Annotated in this window: 21 protein-coding genes and 1 riboswitch; of the genes, 4 read left to right on the top strand and 17 right to left on the bottom strand. The window is 43.2% G+C overall.

From position 1 onward, the window contains the following. Window positions 1–12: 12 nt before the first annotated feature. Window positions 13–1,332, bottom strand: a complete 1,320-nt coding sequence (locus H8R94_RS09585; RefSeq protein ID WP_186854525.1) for an MFS transporter — start codon at window positions 1,330–1,332, stop codon at window positions 13–15. Between the two features lie 172 nt (window positions 1,333–1,504). On the opposite strand from H8R94_RS09585, the gene H8R94_RS09580 reads away from it, so the two are divergent. After that, window positions 1,505–2,158, top strand: coding sequence for an alpha/beta fold hydrolase (locus tag H8R94_RS09580; RefSeq protein ID WP_186854524.1), 654 nt, complete (start codon window positions 1,505–1,507; stop codon window positions 2,156–2,158). Between the two features lie 9 nt (window positions 2,159–2,167). Here H8R94_RS09580 and H8R94_RS09575 read toward each other — a convergent pair whose 3' ends face one another. The 6 genes from H8R94_RS09575 to H8R94_RS09550 all read right to left on the bottom strand — a co-directional run bounded on the left by H8R94_RS09575 (window position 2,168) and on the right by H8R94_RS09550 (window position 6,814). Beyond that, entirely contained in the window at window positions 2,168–2,944 is a 777-nt protein-coding gene (locus H8R94_RS09575) for a sulfite exporter TauE/SafE family protein (protein ID WP_186854523.1), read from the bottom strand. 2 nt (window positions 2,945–2,946) lie between these two features. Continuing rightward, window positions 2,947–3,381 (bottom strand): MarR family winged helix-turn-helix transcriptional regulator, encoded by a 435-nt coding sequence (locus tag H8R94_RS09570; protein WP_186854522.1) that lies wholly within the window; start codon window positions 3,379–3,381, stop codon window positions 2,947–2,949. A 170-nt stretch (window positions 3,382–3,551) separates the two neighbouring features. Further along, the gene (dapB, locus tag H8R94_RS09565) at window positions 3,552–4,313 is read right to left on the bottom strand and encodes a 4-hydroxy-tetrahydrodipicolinate reductase (protein WP_186854521.1); all 762 of its coding nucleotides are present in this window, start codon (window positions 4,311–4,313) and stop codon (window positions 3,552–3,554) included. Window positions 4,314–4,350: 37 nt separating this feature from the next. Further along, the gene (gene dapA, locus H8R94_RS09560) at window positions 4,351–5,235 is read right to left on the bottom strand and encodes a 4-hydroxy-tetrahydrodipicolinate synthase (RefSeq protein WP_118281736.1); all 885 of its coding nucleotides are present in this window, start codon (window positions 5,233–5,235) and stop codon (window positions 4,351–4,353) included. A gap of 133 nt (window positions 5,236–5,368) precedes the next feature. Further along, window positions 5,369–5,544, bottom strand: a riboswitch (Lysine riboswitch). A 57-nt stretch (window positions 5,545–5,601) separates the two neighbouring features. After that, window positions 5,602–6,084: a cob(I)yrinic acid a,c-diamide adenosyltransferase gene (locus tag H8R94_RS09555; RefSeq protein WP_118281735.1), complete on the bottom strand. Its 483-nt coding sequence runs from the start codon at window positions 6,082–6,084 to the stop codon at window positions 5,602–5,604. A 91-nt stretch (window positions 6,085–6,175) separates the two neighbouring features. Beyond that, on the bottom strand, window positions 6,176–6,814 hold the full coding sequence (locus H8R94_RS09550; RefSeq protein WP_118281734.1) for a single-stranded DNA-binding protein: 639 nt from the start codon (window positions 6,812–6,814) through the stop codon (window positions 6,176–6,178). A 185-nt stretch (window positions 6,815–6,999) separates the two neighbouring features. Between H8R94_RS09550 and typA the strand changes: the two genes are divergently transcribed. Continuing rightward, window positions 7,000–8,832, top strand: a complete 1,833-nt coding sequence (gene typA / locus H8R94_RS09545; protein WP_186854520.1) for a translational GTPase TypA — start codon at window positions 7,000–7,002, stop codon at window positions 8,830–8,832. Window positions 8,833–8,952: 120 nt separating this feature from the next. On the opposite strand, the gene H8R94_RS09540 is transcribed toward typA, so the two are convergent. The 6 genes from H8R94_RS09540 to H8R94_RS09515 all read right to left on the bottom strand — a co-directional run bounded on the left by H8R94_RS09540 (window position 8,953) and on the right by H8R94_RS09515 (window position 13,341). After that, window positions 8,953–9,750, bottom strand: coding sequence for a hypothetical protein (locus H8R94_RS09540; RefSeq protein WP_186854519.1), 798 nt, complete (start codon window positions 9,748–9,750; stop codon window positions 8,953–8,955). Continuing rightward, window positions 9,747–11,012: a protein-tyrosine phosphatase family protein gene (locus H8R94_RS09535; RefSeq protein WP_186854518.1), complete on the bottom strand. Its 1,266-nt coding sequence runs from the start codon at window positions 11,010–11,012 to the stop codon at window positions 9,747–9,749. The genes H8R94_RS09540 and H8R94_RS09535 overlap by 4 nt, the downstream gene beginning before the upstream one ends. Window positions 11,013–11,193: 181 nt before the next feature. Next, entirely contained in the window at window positions 11,194–11,595 is a 402-nt protein-coding gene (locus H8R94_RS09530) for an HI0074 family nucleotidyltransferase substrate-binding subunit (protein WP_186854517.1), read from the bottom strand. Beyond that, window positions 11,576–11,857 carry a nucleotidyltransferase family protein gene (locus H8R94_RS09525; RefSeq protein ID WP_118281729.1) on the bottom strand — a complete coding sequence of 94 codons (282 nt, stop codon included), beginning with the start codon at window positions 11,855–11,857 and terminating at the stop codon, window positions 11,576–11,578. The genes H8R94_RS09530 and H8R94_RS09525 overlap by 20 nt, the downstream gene beginning before the upstream one ends. A gap of 33 nt (window positions 11,858–11,890) precedes the next feature. Beyond that, window positions 11,891–12,757, bottom strand: a complete 867-nt coding sequence (locus tag H8R94_RS09520; RefSeq protein ID WP_186854516.1) for a shikimate dehydrogenase — start codon at window positions 12,755–12,757, stop codon at window positions 11,891–11,893. Window positions 12,758–12,813: 56 nt separating this feature from the next. Beyond that, window positions 12,814–13,341 (bottom strand): shikimate kinase, encoded by a 528-nt coding sequence (locus H8R94_RS09515; RefSeq protein ID WP_118281727.1) that lies wholly within the window; start codon window positions 13,339–13,341, stop codon window positions 12,814–12,816. 219 nt (window positions 13,342–13,560) lie between these two features. Between H8R94_RS09515 and aroD the strand changes: the two genes are divergently transcribed. Further along, window positions 13,561–14,325, top strand: a complete 765-nt coding sequence (aroD, locus tag H8R94_RS09510) for a type I 3-dehydroquinate dehydratase (RefSeq protein WP_186854515.1) — start codon at window positions 13,561–13,563, stop codon at window positions 14,323–14,325. Window positions 14,326–14,381: 56 nt separating this feature from the next. On the opposite strand, the gene H8R94_RS09505 is transcribed toward aroD, so the two are convergent. The 3 genes from H8R94_RS09505 to H8R94_RS09495 all read right to left on the bottom strand — a co-directional run bounded on the left by H8R94_RS09505 (window position 14,382) and on the right by H8R94_RS09495 (window position 16,127). Further along, window positions 14,382–14,606 (bottom strand): Lar family restriction alleviation protein, encoded by a 225-nt coding sequence (locus H8R94_RS09505; protein WP_186854514.1) that lies wholly within the window; start codon window positions 14,604–14,606, stop codon window positions 14,382–14,384. 16 nt (window positions 14,607–14,622) lie between these two features. After that, a complete protein-coding gene (locus H8R94_RS09500) occupies window positions 14,623–15,018 on the bottom strand; it encodes a C-GCAxxG-C-C family protein (protein ID WP_118281724.1) in 396 nt (131 codons plus the stop codon). Window positions 15,019–15,194: 176 nt separating this feature from the next. Continuing rightward, window positions 15,195–16,127: a DUF5692 family protein gene (locus H8R94_RS09495; RefSeq protein WP_186854513.1), complete on the bottom strand. Its 933-nt coding sequence runs from the start codon at window positions 16,125–16,127 to the stop codon at window positions 15,195–15,197. Between the two features lie 160 nt (window positions 16,128–16,287). On the opposite strand from H8R94_RS09495, the gene H8R94_RS09490 reads away from it, so the two are divergent. Further along, the gene (locus H8R94_RS09490; protein WP_186854512.1) at window positions 16,288–16,863 is read left to right on the top strand and encodes a TetR/AcrR family transcriptional regulator; all 576 of its coding nucleotides are present in this window, start codon (window positions 16,288–16,290) and stop codon (window positions 16,861–16,863) included. A gap of 14 nt (window positions 16,864–16,877) precedes the next feature. Here H8R94_RS09490 and H8R94_RS09485 read toward each other — a convergent pair whose 3' ends face one another. Next, a complete protein-coding gene (locus tag H8R94_RS09485; protein ID WP_186854511.1) occupies window positions 16,878–19,745 on the bottom strand; it encodes a glycoside hydrolase family 3 C-terminal domain-containing protein in 2,868 nt (955 codons plus the stop codon). Window positions 19,746–19,748 lie beyond the last annotated feature (3 nt).

The raw sequence follows: 19,748 nt of genomic DNA, 5'->3' as shown, positions 1-19,748 counted from the left end.
ACTTCCTCTCTCTTAATCTTCAAAATCAAATGCATCAATCCCCTGCTTGATACCTTCTCTGCTGTCGCCGTGTTTTACAAACTGCATGGTAATAAATGCGATCACCATAAAGACTGCGGCATATGGGAACAGCGCCTTGTAGCCGACATGCTCCATCAAAAAGCCTGCTACGATCGGTGTAACGATCTGTGCTGACATACTAAAGGTATAGTAATAGCCGGTGAACTTACCGATGTCACTTCCCTTACACATTTCCAGAACCATCGGCAGACTGTTGACATTGATGCCTGCCCAGCCAAATCCTACTAACAAGAAGAGAACATAGAGAACCGGGCTGAAGGTGTCACTCATAAGTGAAAATGCAAGTGCCACGATAAAACTGATCAGCATCAGGATGATACCACTCAAAATGGTCTTCTTACGTCCAATCTTGGCTGCGATAGAGCCGACCGGAACATAGGCTAAGATGGCGCCACCGGTTGCAACGGTAAGGCAAAGGGATGCCTGACCGGTCGTCATTTCCCATACGCTCTTTGCGTAAGTGGTAAACCATGTCTCCAAAGCATTGTATGCGAAGAACCAGAAAGCTACGGAAAGGAGTAAGAAGATCAGACTTCTCTTGACATCCTTTGGCAGTTCTGCATTACCGGACTCATCCTGTACTTCCAGATTCTCTTCCGGATGTGCAGCCTCATATTCGCGCATCTGCTTATTTAAGTCTACTTCATCTACCGTGATCATAACGATCATGACGGCTACGACCATGATACCTGCTACGATCAGAAAGATCGGGAAGTAGTTCTCATGCTCGCTCTTGGAATTCAAAGTCACACTGGCGATCACCAGATACATGATACCGCCCAGTGCTCCCATCAGATTGATGATGGCGTTGGCTCGGCTTCGCAGTGGCTTTGGTGTGATGTCCGGCATCAAAGCAACCGCCGGGCTGCGGTAGGTTCCCATGGCAACCAAAAGTGCTCCCAATACCCCAATAAAGAGTGCCAATTTGGCTGTCGACGGGTTCTCATAGTAAGAATTATCGATGAGTGGGATCAAAAGCATCAGGATGACTGCTGCGATCGTTCCAAACAGGATAAATGGCTTACGCTTGCCCCATTTGCACTTGCACCGGTCGGAAATACCACCAAAGAGCGGCAGTAAGAACAAGGCAAGTACATTGTCCGCTGCCATGATGGCACCGGAGATCGTCTCATTCATATGGAATGTGTAGGTCAGGATGATCGGAATGATGGCATTATACATCTGCCAGAATGCACAGATGGATAAAAACGCGAATCCGACCTGGACCGTCTTTTTTACGTTTAGTTTCATTTGTAAAAAACCCCCTTATTTTTTAATAATACACAAAGATTATACCATTTCGCCCCATGTGGGTAAAGTAAAAAGAACGTTAAATAATAGCCATAGTTTCCATCCCGGAGTTGTAACTTTTTTCCCATCATGCTAGAATTTAGATAGAAATTTTCAGATGCGGGGTTTTACTATGTATATTCAACTAAACGGACAGATATTATCTTATGAAAAAGAGGGAGAAGGCAGCCCCATCATTTTTTTGCACGGCAATGGAGAAACACACGCGATCTGGGATCGCATGATCGCAGAAATGTCCATGGATCATACGGTTTATGCCATCGACAGCCGCGGACAGGGTGAAAGTGCCACCCCAAAAGAATATCATTATAAAGATATGGCAGCAGACGTCATCTGCTTTATCGAGTCCTTACATATTGAAAAGCCGGTCTTGTGCGGCTTTAGTGACGGCGCCATCATCACACTGCTCGTAGCCTTAAAACGCCTGGATCTGCTTTCCGCCATTGTTCTGTGCGGAGCCAACCTGAGCCCTAAGGGTCTGACCGGCTCTGCCAGACGCGAGATCAAATCTCTTTACAAAAAGACAAACAGTCCACTGGTGGAAATGATGCTGTTAGAGCCGGACATTGCGCCGGACAAATTGCGTTCCATCAACCTTCCTGCTCTCGTCTGTGCTGGCAGCAAGGATATGATAAAGCCCAAGGAGACCCAGACGATCGCCGATCACCTGCCACAGGCGACCCTGCATATCTTTGAGGGCGAGACACACGGCTCTTATGTCGAGCACACCGATAAACTCGCTCCGGTCTTACGCAAGTTTTTGTAGGGTTTTCATTTAAGACAAAAGGGAAAATCCCATAACGGCAATGCCCAGGACAACCAGAATGATCCCGGTTACTCGGTTTAAAGTCTTTGGCTTTGCCTTATTTGCAAAAGTGGCAGCGATCCGCGCCCAGATCAGGGTAAAGACAATGCAGAGGATCCACACGGTCACGTCCGGCAAGCCACCGATCGCAAAATGTGATACTGCCCCGGTCAGTGCTGTAAATGTCATAATGAACACACTGGTGCCTACGGCGGTCTTTAATTCATAACCCAAGACAGATGTCAGGATCAGAAGCATCATCATGCCGCCTCCTGCGCCGACAAATCCACAGATAAAACCGATCAAAACGCCACAGATGATCGACTGGATCACACGTTTTTTCGGTGAAACACTCTCCATAGATTCTTTTGTCGTCATGACCGGTCGGACAATAAATTTTATTCCCAGTAAAAAAGTCATAAAGACAGAGAAATTTCCCATGGTTTTCGATGGTACCAAACTGGAAATGTAACTTCCCACGACCGTAAAGAGCAGAACGCTTGCCATCATGATCAAGCCATTTTTTATGTCCAGATTCTTGTGTTTTCCGTAGGTGTAGGCAGAAATTGCACTCGCCAAGACATCAGACGATAAAGCAATGCCGACTGCCATATAGGGGTCTATCCCCAAAAATGTGATCAGCATGGGGCTGATGACCGCGGCTGCACTCATCCCCGCAAATCCGGTTCCGAGCCCCGCTCCCATTCCCGCAAAAAAAGTAACTAAGATCGTAAGCAACAAATTCATCTTTACGCTTCCTCCTCAAGTATATAATCAAGATTTTCTTCCATTTTTGTCATACTGCCTAAAAGGATATCCCTTGTCTCTTCATCAATCCCCGCAAATAAAAGTGCAACAAAATTCTGCTGCAATTTTCTTCCCTGTGTGATGATCTCATCGGCTTTGGATGTGCATAAAAGTTTCGTCTTGCGACGATCCTCTGCCACTTCCTGTCGCACCAGATAGCCTTCCCTCACCAGTCGGTCTACATTGACCGATACCAGATTTGCTTTCAATTTTCGGATCTCAACAATATCACGGGCAGTTGTAAACTCCGGGTTATTTGCCAGAAACATAAGAATATCCAGGGCTGTCTGCGTCAAATGCCACTTCTTGCACAAAGGTTTGCAAAGTGCCATATATGCAGTGTCCACTTTTCTGCTGAATTCAAGTCCTGTTTTCATATGCATTTCCTTTCAAAATTGAATTGTTCATTCTTGAAGTATTTTAAGAAAATTACCTCCTTTTGTCAAGATGCATATTTTCATTGTCTCATAAAAAAGGTACTCTGCATCCTACAGAGTACCTCAAATAAAAACCTATATTATTATGTAGGGAAGATAACTTCCCGCTCCTACTTGGCTGCAATGACATCCTTCATATCATAATGTCCTGCCAATTTGCCTGCTAAGAACTTGGCTGCCTCTACAGCACCTTTGGCAAATACGCTCTTGGAATATGCCGTATGCTTGAAGGTGATGACCTCGTCCATACCGGCAAAGATGACCTCATGCTCGCCCACAATGGAACCGCCACGCACAGCAGAAATACCGATCTCTTTCTTTTCACGCTTCTTGCGCTCCTGAGAACGGTCAAACTTGTAAACATAGGAGTTGTCCAACTCCTCGTTGATAGCATCTGCAAGTGCCAGTGCCGTACCGCTCGGTGCGTCCAGTTTCTGGTTGTGGTGCTTTTCTACGATCTCGATATCAAATCCAGCCTCCGCAAACACATCGGTTGCCTTTTTCAAAAGATCCATCAAGGTATTGATACCCAGTGACATATTAGCAGACTTTAAGACTGCTACGTTTTTCGATACTTCCTCTACACGGGCAAACTGCTCGTCCGAAAGTCCGGTCGTGCAAAGTACCACCGGTGTCCCTGTCGTCTCACAATAATCTAAGAGTGCATCAACTGCCTTGGCATTGCAGAAATCAATGACAACATCTGCTTTGACATCACACTCTGCCAGGCTCTTATAGACCGGATAGTCGTTTGGCAGGCTGTCATTTAAGTCAATGCCTGCTACGATCTCAATATTTTCATCTTCTTTGCAAATGGCTGTAATGACCTGACCCATATGACCATTACAGCCATGCATAATCGCTTTTACCATGCTTAAAATCTCCTCTTCCGTTATCTAGTCTGCCCGATTACAGCAGTCCGTATTCTACCATTGCCTGCTTTAAGACAGCCGCATTAGCATCTGACATTTCGCAAAGTGGCGCACGCAGAGAACCAACTTCCATGCCAAGCAGGTTCAGAGCACGTTTTACAGGGATCGGGTTGACCTCGCTAAAGAGTGCATCAACGAGCGGCAAAGACTTCATCTGTAATTCTAAAGCCTTTTCACGGTCGCCAGCCATATAACTTGCACACATATCATGTGTCTGCTGTGGTGCAATGTTGGCAATAACGGAGATCACACCGATACCGCCGATCGCCATCAACGGTACAACAAGTCCGTCCTCGCCGGAATAAAGGTCCAACTTGCCGTCACACAGGTACATAGTCTTGGATGCCTGTGCCATATTGCCGGTTGCTTCCTTTAAGCCTACGATATTTTCATTCTCGCGAACCAGCGTTGCCACGGTCTCCGGCTGGATATTGCATCCGGTACGTCCCGGTACATTGTAAAGAATGATCGGCAGTTTTGTCTCTGATGCGATCTGGCTGTAATGCTTGATCAAGCCTGTCTGTGTTGCTTTATTGTAATACGGTGTCACGATCAGTGCACCGTCTGCACCGTCTTCCTCTGCTTCCTGGGTAAGCTGGATCGCTGTCTTTGTGCAATTAGAACCGGTCCCTGCCACCACCGGAATACGATGTCTGGTAAACTCCACTGCCGCGCGGATCACGTTTCTGTGTTCTTCCATGGATAAGGTCGCGCCCTCGCCTGTCGTTCCGGCGATGACGATACAGTCCGTGCCACCTTTTACATGAAAGTCAATGAGTTCTTCCAGTTTATCGTAGTTTACCTCTAAATTATCCTTCATCGGTGTAACGATTGCAACTCCTGAGCCTGTAAAAATAGCCATATTCTTCTCCTCCTTTATACAGTATATGCGACCTGTTTGCCTCGTGAAACAATGCATATATGTTTTATCTCTATCTTGTCATAAGGTCTTGCACATAAAAGACCAGCTCTAAGGAGCTGGTCAATACATACGCATCCATGATAGCTCCCCATCTCTTACGAGATGACAGTCACAAGCCTATTAAACTTGCGCCCAAGAAAACATCCGCAGAAGACGTATCCTTTCGGCGTGCCTCCCTTTCCTTCACACTCCACTGTGCCTGCCACATCCTGTGAATTACTAATGAATTACGCAACCTCTACCTTTTTATATAATACTTTTAAACTATAGCATTACGCTATTACCTTGTCAATAAATATCGACGGTTCAGACTTTCTCCGGTACGATATTTAAAATGTTGTCTGCCATATCAAATACACGCGGTAATGAATCCCTGCCTGTCAGTATCACATCTGTGTATAAGGACTTTGCCTGCAAGACCTCTAAGATCTGATCTTCCGTTGCCATGCCTTCCTTTACCAGTCCTAAGACCTCATCCAGAACCAGCATATCGCACTGTCCGGTCACAAGGGCTTTTTTTGCAAAATTCAAGCCATTTTGGATGTTCTGCTTCTGCTCCTGCTTTTCTGCCTCATCCAGCGCATCAAATCCCTCGCTGCAACGTTCAAAGCGAAAGACCTTGACCTCCGGCTCCAGCCTTGTCAGATATTCCGTATCCAGTTGTCCTTTCATGAACTGCACCACATAGGCACTCTGTCCGTTACTTGCCTTGCGGATGGCATTGCCAAGTGCTGCAGATGTCTTTCCTTGTCCCTCTCCGTAATAAATCTGAATAATACCCTTATCCATAATTCCTCCTACGACGGTTGAAATTTAAAAATACATCACCAAGTGCACTCAGTTTACCACAGATTGTAAAATATGGCAATTATGTGAATTTTTAGTCCAATTCTTCAATCTTGCATACAGATACCTCATATGCAATTCTGCGTTCTGCCTCGTCCTCCGATAATTTCTTTACATATTCCCGGCTTTGGATACGACCGATCACGCTGACATGACTACCGATCTCAAATGTCGTGGCATAACGGGCATTTCTGCCCCAACAGATGCATGGAATGTAATCTGATTTTCCATAAGAGCGGTTAACTGCCACCAGAAGATCTGCGATCTCCCGTCCCAGCGGCGTTTTACGATAAACCGGGGCTTTGCACACATAGCCATCCAGTGTGATGTAATTGCTCTTTCTTTCCTCATCCTCGTTTTCCATATATTCATCTACAAATTCAAGTTCCCTGACAAAGACAGATAAGATCAATCTGTTCTTTGTTTCTTCATGGCGATTATACGAGCGAAATTGTCCCGTCACATGGATCTTTTCACCAATATAAGACTGTGTCGTGTCAATTAATCTTTCAGATACCATGAGTGGAATGTAATCTGCATAATTGCTCAGACGGTTCACGGCTACTTCCACCACAAAAAAACCTTCCCCATACACCTCATGACTGTAAGAAAAATCCGAAACAATTTCTCCCACGATTGATACCTGATTGTTTTCTAACACTTTATCTGCCATTTGATTAGCCTCTCCCTTCTTTTGGATCTTTCAATCTTTTCTCCATTATGGTTTACCATGTGCAAGGTAAAAAGTGACAGGCATTTTGTCGATAAACTTGTAAATCCCTAAATTTGTGGTAAACTAGTACAGTATGTGTAAATTTGTATTATATTAAGGAAAGACCTTATAGAAAGAAGGATGACATGAAGCAATCAAGAGATGACATTCGTAACATTGCCATTATCGCTCACGTCGATCATGGTAAGACGACACTTGTAGATGAATTATTAAAGCAAAGCGGTGTGTTCCGTGCCAACCAGGAAGTTGCGGAACGCGTGATGGATTCTAACGATATCGAGCGTGAGCGTGGTATCACCATTTTATCCAAAAACACAGCCGTTTATTATAAGGATACCAAGATCAACATCATTGACACACCGGGACATGCAGATTTCGGTGGCGAGGTAGAACGTGTCCTTAAAATGGTAGACGGCGTTGTCCTAGTCGTTGATGCCTTTGAAGGTGCTATGCCACAGACCAAGTTCGTGCTCATGAAGGCACTGGATCTGGATCTGCCGGTTATCGTATGTATCAACAAGATCGACCGACCGGAGGCAAGACCGGACGAAGTTATTGATGAGGTATTGGAACTTTTCATGGATCTAGATGCCTCTGACGAACAACTGGACTGTCCATTCGTTTATGCTTCCGCAAAGGAAGGCTTTGCTGTCTTAAATCTGGACGACGAAAGAAAAGACATGGTTCCTTTGTTTGAGACCATTTTAGATTATATCCCGGCACCAACCGGTGATCCTGACCTTGGTACACAGGTTCTGATCAGCACGATTGACTACAATGAATATGTGGGACGTATCGGTATCGGAAAGGTCGACAATGGTTCCTTGCGTATCAACCAGGAAGTTGCCGTTGTCAACCATCATGAGCCGGACAAGTTAAAGAAAGTCCGCATCAATAAGTTATATGAATTTGACGGTCTGGAAAAGGTTGACGTCGAGGAAGCCCGCATCGGTTCTATCGTTGCCGTATCCGGTATCGCGGACATTCACATCGGAGATACCATCTGCAACCCTGACGATCCAAAGCCGATCCCATTCCAGAAGATCTCTGAGCCGACGATCTCTATGAACTTTATCGTCAATGACAGCCCGCTCGCCGGACAGGAAGGTAAATACGTTACCTCCCGTCATATCCGCGATCGTCTGTTCAAGGAATTAAACACGGACGTTTCCCTGCGTGTAGAAGAGACCGATTCTCCGGATGCTTACAAGGTTTCCGGACGTGGAGAACTGCATTTGTCCGTTCTGATCGAAAATATGCGCCGTGAAGGTTTTGAATTTGCCGTATCTAAGGCAGAGGTACTTTATCACACCGATGAGAACGGCAAGAAATTAGAGCCAATGGAGCGCGCTTATGTCGATGTACCGGACGAATTTACCGGTGCCGTTATCGAAAAACTCAGCCAGCGCAAGGGTGAATTGCAGAACATGACCCCGATCACCGGCGGCTACACACGAATCGAATTTTTGATTCCTGCAAGAGGTCTGATCGGTTATCGTGGCGAGTTCATGACCGACACCAAGGGAAATGGTATCATCAATACGATCTTTGAAGGCTACGCACCATACAAGGGCGACATTGCTTACCGTAAGCAGGGATCTCTGATCGCCTTTGAGTCCGGCGAATCCGTAACTTATGGTCTGTTCTCTGCCCAGGATCGTGGAACCCTCTTTATCGGACCTGGCGAAAGAGTCTATGCCGGTATGGTCATCGGATCTTCTTCCCGTGCGGAAGACATCGAGTTGAATGTCTGCAAAAAGAAGCATCTGACCAATACCCGATCTTCTTCTGCGGATGAAGCACTGACACTGGTTCCACCAAAAGTCCTTAGTCTGGAACAGGCGCTGGACTTCATCGATACGGATGAACTGCTTGAAGTAACACCGGAAAGCCTGCGTATCCGCAAGCGTATCCTGGATCCTACTTTAAGAAAGAGAGCCAACTTTAATAAAAAGTAAGGAAACGAAATAAACGCGCTGGGTTGATAGATTTCTATCAGCCCAACGCGTTTTTTATTTATTCTCCACCGTATCATTTTGCCAACAAACAGGTTGGCTACTTTTATCCTTTTTCTTCATCTACCACGCACCATCTTGAAAAGTCAGCACATATGTTTCTCCCGGAATCAAGTCATAAATTGTCAATGAATCATCCGTAAATTTATCTCCGGTTCCAAGTGCTTTGTCTATAAAAATTTGACCAGAATCTACCACATATCCATTTCCGTCACATAACTGGTAATCTATCATGTCATAGCCCAAACTCGTACGACTTCCAAATGTCTTTTCTCCAGATATACTAAAAGTAATACCTGCCATCATATCAGATGATGTACTATATGTTACATCCGTGATCATAAGTTTTGCTTTCACAGAGCCATCCCAATCCTTTTGGCATATTTCTTGTGGCAATTCCTGTACATCTATCGTTATTTCTTTCGTTGGCAGGTTATATGCCTCGCAACGAACCTCGTCAAATACATAATCACTTCCACTAACCGTAAAATAGACCGTACCATTCTCTGAACTTCCTTCTGCCATTTCATCTGTGCCAATTCTAACATCAGCCAGAAAATGTTCACCAGCCGCCTTGCTGTCATAGGTTCCGAAATCTGATTTATCAAATGCCTTCTTTCCCTCATAAACAACCTGACCATTCTCATTTTCTATTCGAATACTAACTTTTCCGGATGCCGCAACTTCTCTTTCTTTCGTATCACATAGCGCGAAGAAGAGACTATAATCATCTGTGCTGTCATTATATTGAAAAGACCAGTTTGCTAATGTATTCACACGATGTGAAGAAATCTTTCCAATGGCTATCACCAGCACCACTACAATGATGATCCCTATGATTACCTTCACTTTCTTTTTCATTCGCATCCCCATGTCTCCTTTAATGCTGCAACTCGGTCATACCACATATTAATTTCTAAAAATGTTTCTTTTAATGATGATGGCACTTTTTGCAAATCTACTTTTATCATATTTGTCAGAAAATATTCCATTTCTTTTTTGCTGCTGTAAAAAAAAGAAACTATGTGATTATCCTTCGAAAAGTTAAAGTAATTTAAAGTTCCCACTTTAATACTTTTCTGAATGTCTTTATATATTTTATTGTCCTCCTCCCACGTTCCACACCACTTCTGCTTTTCTTTCCACTCAATTTCATATGCAGCATCCAGCATGGAAACCACTTTTTTATATGTTTTTTCATTATGTTCTAAAACACGTTTTGCCAGAAATTTTGCCTTTTTTTCTTCATGCAGACATGTCAACATTCCTAACAATTCACCGCAAAAAGGATATATATATGTATTTTTCCACTTCTGACAATTTTCAACTTCAAATTCCTGAGAGAAATAATCCAAAATATCTAATGGCGCACCGGCGATCATCCTGACATAATCTTCGCTATAATATTGGTATGCATTATCTCTATCGTTATAAAATGTTACCCGGTGTAAAAAAGGAGTTTCTCTGGCCAAAAATTTGTCTAGAATACCATAATCCTTATTCTCCAATGCAAGCGTTAGAATTTGCGTTCTTAACTGATCATCATATTTCACCTGTAATGGTACAGCATTATCCATGTCCCATGGAGCACGCTTTTCTATGCTTGTTCCACCACCATATGAATAACCAAATTGACGATATTCACTATTATCTACAAGCCATATAAATTCTTCATCCAACAACCACTTAATAAATGGATAATTTTTAAACTCTATTGCATAGTCAATCACGGTTTTTCCATACTCATCACTATTCAAAAACAGTTTATCTTCACGCTTCATGTAACTAGACCATAATTCTTCATCTTGTGAAAAAGCAATGTCATAATTTGTCATATGACCAGATATCGGAACACGCCTTTCTCCTGCGCTTAATATTTCTTCGCAGGATACCCCCAGTAAATCTGAAAAAATCAACATATCCTCCATCTGTATTCCATTTTGTCCATTACAAATCTGTGATAGTCGGTTATTCATTCTATTGAGTTCCACATCATCTGGATCAGTGCATCCCATCATTTTCAGACATGCCTTGCCAAATTGTCTGTTTGAGGGATATTGATTTTCTTTCACTAATTTTTTTAAATATGCGCCCACCTTTTTCTTATCTACGATATAATTCATCTTTAAACCTCCCTTCGTTCTACTAATAGTCTAAATGAACTTTTTTCGTCTGACTATCCATTAATTTATGTACATGAAAAGCATATGTCTTCACAGTTATGTTTTCATGTATGCTTTTTGCATATATCAACTATATTTGACTTATATAAAAAAAGGAAGATCCCGCGGATCTTCCTCTTCATCATATATAATATTGTTCTGCGCAAACTCTGAATCGTTCAAATAACGGTATATATTCATTTACAATTATCGAAAATTCCGCTGTAGCCAAACTGCCATCATAGTCATGTGCTAACTGATTTCTAATGCGGAGCATCTGCATCCATTTATCATCATCAATCAAACGATTGGTAAATGCCTGCTGCAAGGTATCGCGGGGTGATCCGATTGCGAAATCAAGGATTCCCAATTGCTTTACCAATATATCTTTCATTACTTTCCATGAAATGTCAAAAGTGAGATTAAAATTCATGATGGTTCCTTCCAACACAAAATCTTCATTTGGATTTGCCTGCTTGCTTTTTTTTAAATTATCCAGACATTTACAAAATGTACGATAACGATTAATATATTTGTTTTCCATACTTACGAATATCCTCCAACAAGAACTCATTGTTAATACTATTATAATCGAAAATATCTATCTTTCGCAATGTATCAATCTGCTCCAAATCTTCTTCCAATTTTGTTATATTATCACAATCGTACACCACAAAATCAATATCACTCGTAGGTACTGCTGTTCCTGTCGCGAATGATCCAAATAAATCTAATCGTTTGCATCCATGTTTTTTGCAAATAGTTGCAACATGATCAATAACTTCCGCTATTGGCATTGTGTTCATATAACTAACTTCCTCCATGCTTTTCACAGCGTCCTATGAAAAATACTTTTCTTTTATGATGTCCACCGGCATTTCCTGTCCTGTCCACAGTTCAAAAGATGCTGCTCCCTGGTACAAAAGCATATACATACCATTGGATGTTTTACATCCTGCTGCCTTTGCTTCGCGCAGAAGTCTCGTCTCCTTTGGATTGTAGATGACATCAAATACGAAAAGATCCGGTTGGAACATTGTCGTATCTGTAATAATGGTTGCATCCGTCTTTGGAGCCATGCCAACCGATGTACCGTTGACAAGAATCGCACTGTCCGCAATGGCTGCGCGAAGCACCTCTGGGTCTTCATAATCATGCAGCGTCACTTTACACGTGGTACGCTCATTCAACTGGTTCACAATATCCTGCGCACGCTCCCAAAAAGCATCCTTGATATTAAATACCTGAATCTCAGCCACACCATCAAGCGCTGCCTGCACCAAAATAGCTGTTGCAGCTCCGCCGGCACCAAGAAGTGTCATCTTCTTTCCAATGATATCTACACCCTTGTCCTTAACAGCACGCATAAAACCTACGCCATCCGTCGTATATGCAGTCAGTACACCATCCTCATTAACAATGGTGTTGCATGCACCGGAAATCTCAGATGCAGGCGAAAGCTTATCTGCTAATTTACACATAATATTCTTTCCCGGCATCGTAATATTCCAACCTCGCGCTCCCATGGTACGAAGTCCCTCTACCGCCTGCGGCATCTTCTCTTCCGGCACATCAAACGCTAAGTACGCGTAATCCAATCCCAACTGCTTACATGCTTCATTGTGCATTGCCGGCGATATACTGTGTGCCACCGGGCTTCCAAGCAAACATAAAAGCCCTGTATGTCCTGTAATCTCTTTTCCCATCTTTTTTCCTCTTTTCTATATGTTGTAGTTTATTCTCGTATCAACAACATCATGTGCTACTGATTGACCTTTGTAATGATTTCCTCACAAATATCATAGACGCTCTTACCATCGGTAGCAATGACGATATCAGCAGCTGCTTCATAAGCTTCCCGGCGCTTTTCCATCAGTTCTGCAATATAATCTACGTTCTTATTATTTTCCAGAAGTGGCCTGTCATGGCTATGCTTGACATGTTCTAAAATCGTCTCCGGGTTGGCTGTAAGAAGCACTACCTTACCACTCTTTTTCATCTCATCCACATTCACCTGGCGCATCGGTACACCACCGCCGCACGACACGATCATGTTCTTTTTTTCGCGACTTTCTCGCAAAAACGCAGTCTCTTCGTTACGGAAATATTCCTCTCCGTGTAGCTCAAAAATCTCTGATATACTCATACCATTGCGTTTTGCAATAATCTCATCCATTTCCACCACATCCATGGCGAACATACGCTGTAAAGCCTTTGAAACTGTACTTTTTCCAACGCCCATAAAGCCAATCAGAAAAATATTAAAATCTAACTTCTCCAAATCTTTCATTTTTCAAGTCCTCTGCCTTCTTTTATGTAAAATCACAGATATCTATATGACTTCACGAATTTCTTCCATCATAACGTATGGCAGGTCTGAATTCAAGTACTCTTTGACTTTAAAGTGATAAAGTCATTTTTTATCAAAAGGCAGTTGCATTTATGCAAAACAACGAGTACATTCATTATAGTTAGGTTTTACATGCATATTATAGTAGGAGAATACATTATGAATCCTGTAAAAGTAAAAAATATCGAAATCGGTACTGGAATGCCAAAGATTATCGTTCCCATCGTCGGTGTGACAAAGGAAGAAATTCTTACTACAGCACGTTCCTTTCATACCATTCCACTTGATGTAGTAGAATGGCGTGCTGATTGGTTTGAGGGCGTCTTTGACTTTACGCAAGTAGAAGATGTATTAAAAGAACTTCGTAACATCCTTGGTGAAACACCACTGCTCATGACTTTCCGGACTTCCGCAGAAGGTGGCGAAAAATCTATTTCCGTTGATGCCTATAAAGAATTAAATATTCATGCGTCCCAAACCGGTAATGTCGATCTTATTGATGTTGAGATTTTTATTGGTGATGATACAGTATCCGAAATCATTGCCGGTGCGCACGCTGCTGGTGTAAAAGTCATTGCTTCTAATCATGATTTTTACAAAACACCTTCCAAAGAGGACATCCTCCAGCGTCTATGTAAAATGCAGGACATGGGGGCTGATATCCCCAAAATCGCTGTCATGCCACAAAGCAAAAAAGATGTTTTGACACTCCTCTCCGCAACAGAAGAAATGACACGCTGTCATGCCACAAGTCCAATTATAACCATGTCTATGGCAGATACCGGTGTCCTCAGTCGTCTCTGCGGTGAGGTATTCGGTTCCTCCATGACATTTGCCGCTGCCAATAAAATTTCTGCCCCTGGTCAAATGGATGTGGATGACGTAAATACAGTGCTTACTCTGCTGCATAATGCTATACAATAAAAAATATCTACGGCACATATAAAGCATATAAAAAAGAAGCCTCGCGGCTTCTTTTTTTATTCTCCCGGATGACTGGAGATTACTTTTCCGGTATTCCACAAGTCTGCAGCGCGCTGTGCTGCATCTTCGCGTTTTGCTTCTTCTTTGTAATCAATATTTACAGAACGGCTGCCACAGTCCATACATGCTACATAAAAGCTGTTGCCATTCTCCTCTTCCAACAATCCTGCGCCTCCGCAGATTGGGCAATCCTGTAATTCAACCTTATCAAAAATATCCATTTTGATGCTCCATTCCTTATTTATTCTCTGTGAGTTCATCAATCAGTTCGATGGACTCCTTAATCATATTATCACAATGTACCTTTTTCTCGCCACCTTTTCTGGCATTTTCCTGCAATAACGCCGCACAGTCTGTCAATCCATCATGCATACCTGCCATACGTTTGCGATATTCTCCAACAACTTTTGGCGAATCTATGCCCATAGCGCCTAACACCATCAGTCCACTTGTGATTGCTCCACAAGTACCACCGCATTTCATGCCACCGCCAAAATTGCAGCCGATGGCCGCCGCCTGTTCCTCATTCATGCCAAGTTCATCTGCGTAGACACGCATGATGGTCTGTGCACAGTTATTTACCATTGGCATCTCGTTTCTTAACTCCATTGCTTTATCTACATGTTGATTCATATTTTATCCTCCATTTAGTATAGATGCACTTTTCGATTTTATACAAGTATAACACGAGCAAAACACTTTCCCTTGTTCAAAATCAGAAACCTCACAACACCTCTACCATGAAAGCGAAAAAATGCTGAGCCACCAAAAAAAAGGCAGCTCAACTATATAAGTGAAATTATGAAATTTTAGTTTTCAGCAACAATCTTCTTGTAATGTGCTGTTTCTGTATAAAGTTCATCCTTAAGTGGGTTCTTCTTATTCTTGCGAATAACGTATACCTGATAGATGAAAAGACCAGCGTTACTTGCAAGTGCAAGGAAGCTTACGATAAAGAATGCTGTTGGATTGTGTGTTGTTGGTACTGGTGCTACGCGATCTGCGAAAGTAGGTACTGTCATGATAAACATAATCCAAAGTGCCAATGTCTGTGCTCTGTGCTGTAACCAGCATCCTCTCTTGATGAAGAATGAAGGAATAGTACAAGACAAAAGAAGCAACATTCCACAGTATACAGAATGGTCTGAAATACAGTTGTATGTATATGCAAAGTTCCACAAATCATAGGTCAAAATGTAGATCCAGTCCATATCTGGCCACATCATATCACGAGATTTTTCTTTTGATACGAAGATTCCTGACCAACCACAGATCAATAAGATATTGAAGATACCTGCAATACCATTCATTACGTTCCAAGGTCCGGAAATAGTCCATAAGTTGTCAACGTATCCGCCTTCTGTCAATCCCCATGAGAATACCTGGAAATCACGCATAACTGCTTCGCAGATATTTGCTGCCAAAATAATTGGTGGGAAGTACATAGCAAACTTGCTGTGCTCAATCTTTGGACAGAAACGAATCAACATAAAGCCGACACAACCTGCCAGTGCAGAGTAAGTCTTAACCCAGTTAAACCAGTTACCTGTTCCATATTCATTACCCGGTGCAGCTGTTGTAGGCCAGATTGCAATGGTAAGCACCAATGGTACAATAACAAATAATAAGATTCCTCCCCATTTTTTTGTTCTGCCCAGTTCATTAAAAGCGATCAGTGCTAATAAAACAAACGCCATAAAGCCCCAGGTCTTTAAATCCGGTACATTGTACAAAATACCCATACCAAACCCCTCCTTAATAATTTCTGCACACTTTGTGCATTTTTATGTTATTATTATATAGACATATGGGCGAATAAAACAATCGCCAACCATCATACAAATGAGTAGAAATGCACAGCCTGTACCATTTCTGTGCATTAACTTTGGGGGAGTTTTTATCATGGAAGGAAAAAAAGCACGAAAAACAGACAGACGCATCGAAAAAACAAAACAAGCAATGCGCCATGCTTTCGTAGAATTACTCAAAAAAAAGCCTTACAATGCAATCACAATCTCAGAATTGACACGTGAAGCAGATATTGACCGGCGGACTTTCTATTTGCATTATGAATGTATTGAAGACCTCGTTTCAGAAATGCAGCAACTTGCACGTAACATGATTGCAGAACAGTTAAAGAATTGTGAAAACGTACAGCTCGATACATTATTTGATGGGCTGACCAATGTCGTGCGGGACAAAATGGATTTTTACCGCGTGATCTTTACAGAGCCAAGCTGCTCTGCCTTTTTCGAGGATGGTGTCGCTGCCATCAAATACTGTATCCTCGCATCCAATCCGGACAGTACACTTTCGGATCAGCAAAAGGAGTATTATACCGAATACATAGCCAATGGCATCATGGGACTGTACGCCTACTGGTTCCGCCAGAACAACCCGGAATTGTCCTTAGATGCGTTTACCGAAATGGCAAAAGCATCCATGACGGAAAGCATACGCCTGATCCGCCATGGATGATCTTAGCATCCTAATTACTCTGTTACTTTATATAATTCCACATAGTCTACATTTGGTACCGAATACCCTATCACTGTCCAAGTGATCGTATTCGTCCCCGCCTGCAGATCTACCTGCAATGGACCATATGTAGCGAACTGATTATATTTCAAAACACCACTACCCAGAATTTCTATCTCCGATACATCCGTTTCCACGCCGTTGACCTGCATATTGATCTGCTTACTTAACGCCACATCTTTCCCAATCAGATTTGTACTTGCCAATGCCATAGTCAAATCATAGGTTCCTGCCTCCGCTACATCAAATGTCCATGTTGCCACATTGCCTTTCTTGGACAGATTGCAGAGCACATATCCCTGACTTGCACCATCTGCTTTTTCCGTAAACCCGGCATTCTTGACAGACTTGCCCTTAACCTTTGCTATCTCACCCTCAATGTGTATGCTTTCCGATGTGCCCACCTGCCTAGAGAATGCACTGGATGCCATTTTCATATGGATAATGTCTCTCACACACGCTCGCATGGCTGTACCAAAGGCTACCGGATTTTCTTTATACTCCTGCTTCATCGCCTTTTTGATAGATAAAAACTGGACTGCATAAATACCTGTCAGATTTGCATCATTCTGCGCATATGTCGCCTGTAAAGGATTCATATAACTTCCATACAGACCATGTACGGAAAAGTCTGAGATCACATAATCGGAATAGCCCCACTCTGTACGCAAAAGATCCTTTAACAGTACATCATTTCCGCCGCACCAGGTCTTTCCCAAACGGCTGTAAGCAGACATGACACCTCTTGCTCCGCCTTCCTTGATCGCTATCTCAAAAGGCTTTAGGTATATCTCCCGTATCGTCTGTTCATCCGCCCAGGTCAAAATCCCCCAGCGGTTTTTCTCCTGCTCATTTAAGACCAGATGTTTTACTGTAACTGTCAGGTTTTGTGACTGCGCCCCCTGCACAATGGCACTTGCCATCTTTCCGCAAACGATCGGATCTTCGGAAAAATACTCAAAATTTCGTCCGCCCTTTGGATTTCTATGTATATTTGCCGTCGGTGCATACCAGATATTTGTACCTATATTTTTTGCCTCGATACCACAGCGCACGCCATGTGCATAAGCAAGATCTACATTCCATGTGCAGGCAAGGCACACTCCCGCCGGCCATGCCACACCGGAGTCCCGATACAAAAGACCGCCTGCTCCTTTTACGGAAGCCGGTCCGTCATTATCATTTGTCTTTGGGATTCCCAGACGATCTACGCCCGGTGTCTTATAGCCGCAGTTACAGATCAGATCGATCATCTCATCCAAAGTCAACTGATCTAAAAATACCTCCTCTAATGATGGATCCACAGCCACTTCCTGCAGCATGATCTTATCCTCATAAATCGCTCCGATCGTCGGTGCCACGGCATCCGCATCCGTTTCCGGTGCTACAGCAGCATCCATATCACTGATATCAACCGGACAGGTCTCATTGACAGGTGTGGTCGGATAAGTCCCCACCGGATCCATTCTTGACAGAACCGTCATCTGATCACAGAAAGCATCCGAAAATAAATTCTTGATCTCTGCACCGGATACTTCATCCGTTTTCTTTACCAGTTTTTCCCCAAGTGCATAAGAGAAATCACACTCACTATCTTTTACATCATGTGCCACACGCACCGTATAATCACCGGCATCTAAAATATATGCCTGTTCGCCGTCAGCATCATAAGAAGAACAATCCCATATGTCAAAGGTTGCCGTATAGCGTGCACTTGCTCCCGGCTCCAGAAGATCCGTTTTGACAAAAGCCACCAACTGTGTCGCCGTTTTTTCCACACCTCCTGCCTGATATGGCAGGCTGACATAGATCTGGACCACATCTTTACCGGCACGTTCTCCGCAATTCGTCACCGTCACTGCCACCTGACAGTCCCTTCCGTTTTTATCAAAGCTGATATCGCTCCATGCAAATTCTGTATAAGAAAGTCCAAAGCCAAACGGATACTGGACCGGAACCCCAAAGGTCTCAAAATAGCGATAGCCGACATAAATGCCTTCCTCATACTCCACAAAGTTGGCTTTCTGATCCGCATAAGTATAATCGCCAAAATTTGCTGTAGATGGATGATCCGATACATGATATGCGATCGTATCCTGTAGTTTTCCGGATGGATTTATTTGCCCTGCCAACATCTGTGAGACCGATTCCATGCCCGCTTCACCGGGTGTCCATATGATCGCAGCCCCCTGGATCGATGGGTAATTTTCTAAAAATCCCATCTCCATCATATTTGCAATATTAAACAATACGATCACATGATCAAAAGTCTTTGCCACTGTATCGATCAGACTGCTTTCATCCGCGCTCAACTGCAATTCTTCCAGGGTAAGGTCATTTCCTTCGCTCCCGGATCTTCCGATCATAAGAATCGCTGTATCGGCATATTCCCTTGCCTGGGTCATATCCAACTCGCTGACGGGCATTTCTTTATGATTGCCGTTCTTTCCATACCAAGTCCGGTAAGATTGATAAAGGGTATCATTATATGTAATACCTGCTGCAGAAAGCGCATCATAAAATCCGATCATGGTATCCGACTTGATCGATCCGGAACCGGAACTGCCATAATACGGATCGATCGCTGCGCTTCCAAAGACACTGACAGCCTGCTCTGCTGCAAGTGGCAGCACCCCGTCTTCATTTTTCAAAAGAACGATTCCCTCTGCTTCGACCTGCTTTGCCACCTGTAATGATTCCGCTACGATTGCGGCATCAATGTCCCCTGTAGACGCCTCGACCAAAGATGTTCCCAAAGTCGTCACTGTAAGAATAAGGGTCAATAAACCAGCCAGACATCTGCTTGCTATTCTTCTTTTCATAAA

Source organism: Roseburia lenta (assembly GCF_014287435.1).
GTDB lineage: Bacteria > Bacillota > Clostridia > Lachnospirales > Lachnospiraceae > Pararoseburia > Pararoseburia lenta.
This window is presented reverse-complemented; position numbering and strand designations above follow the sequence as displayed.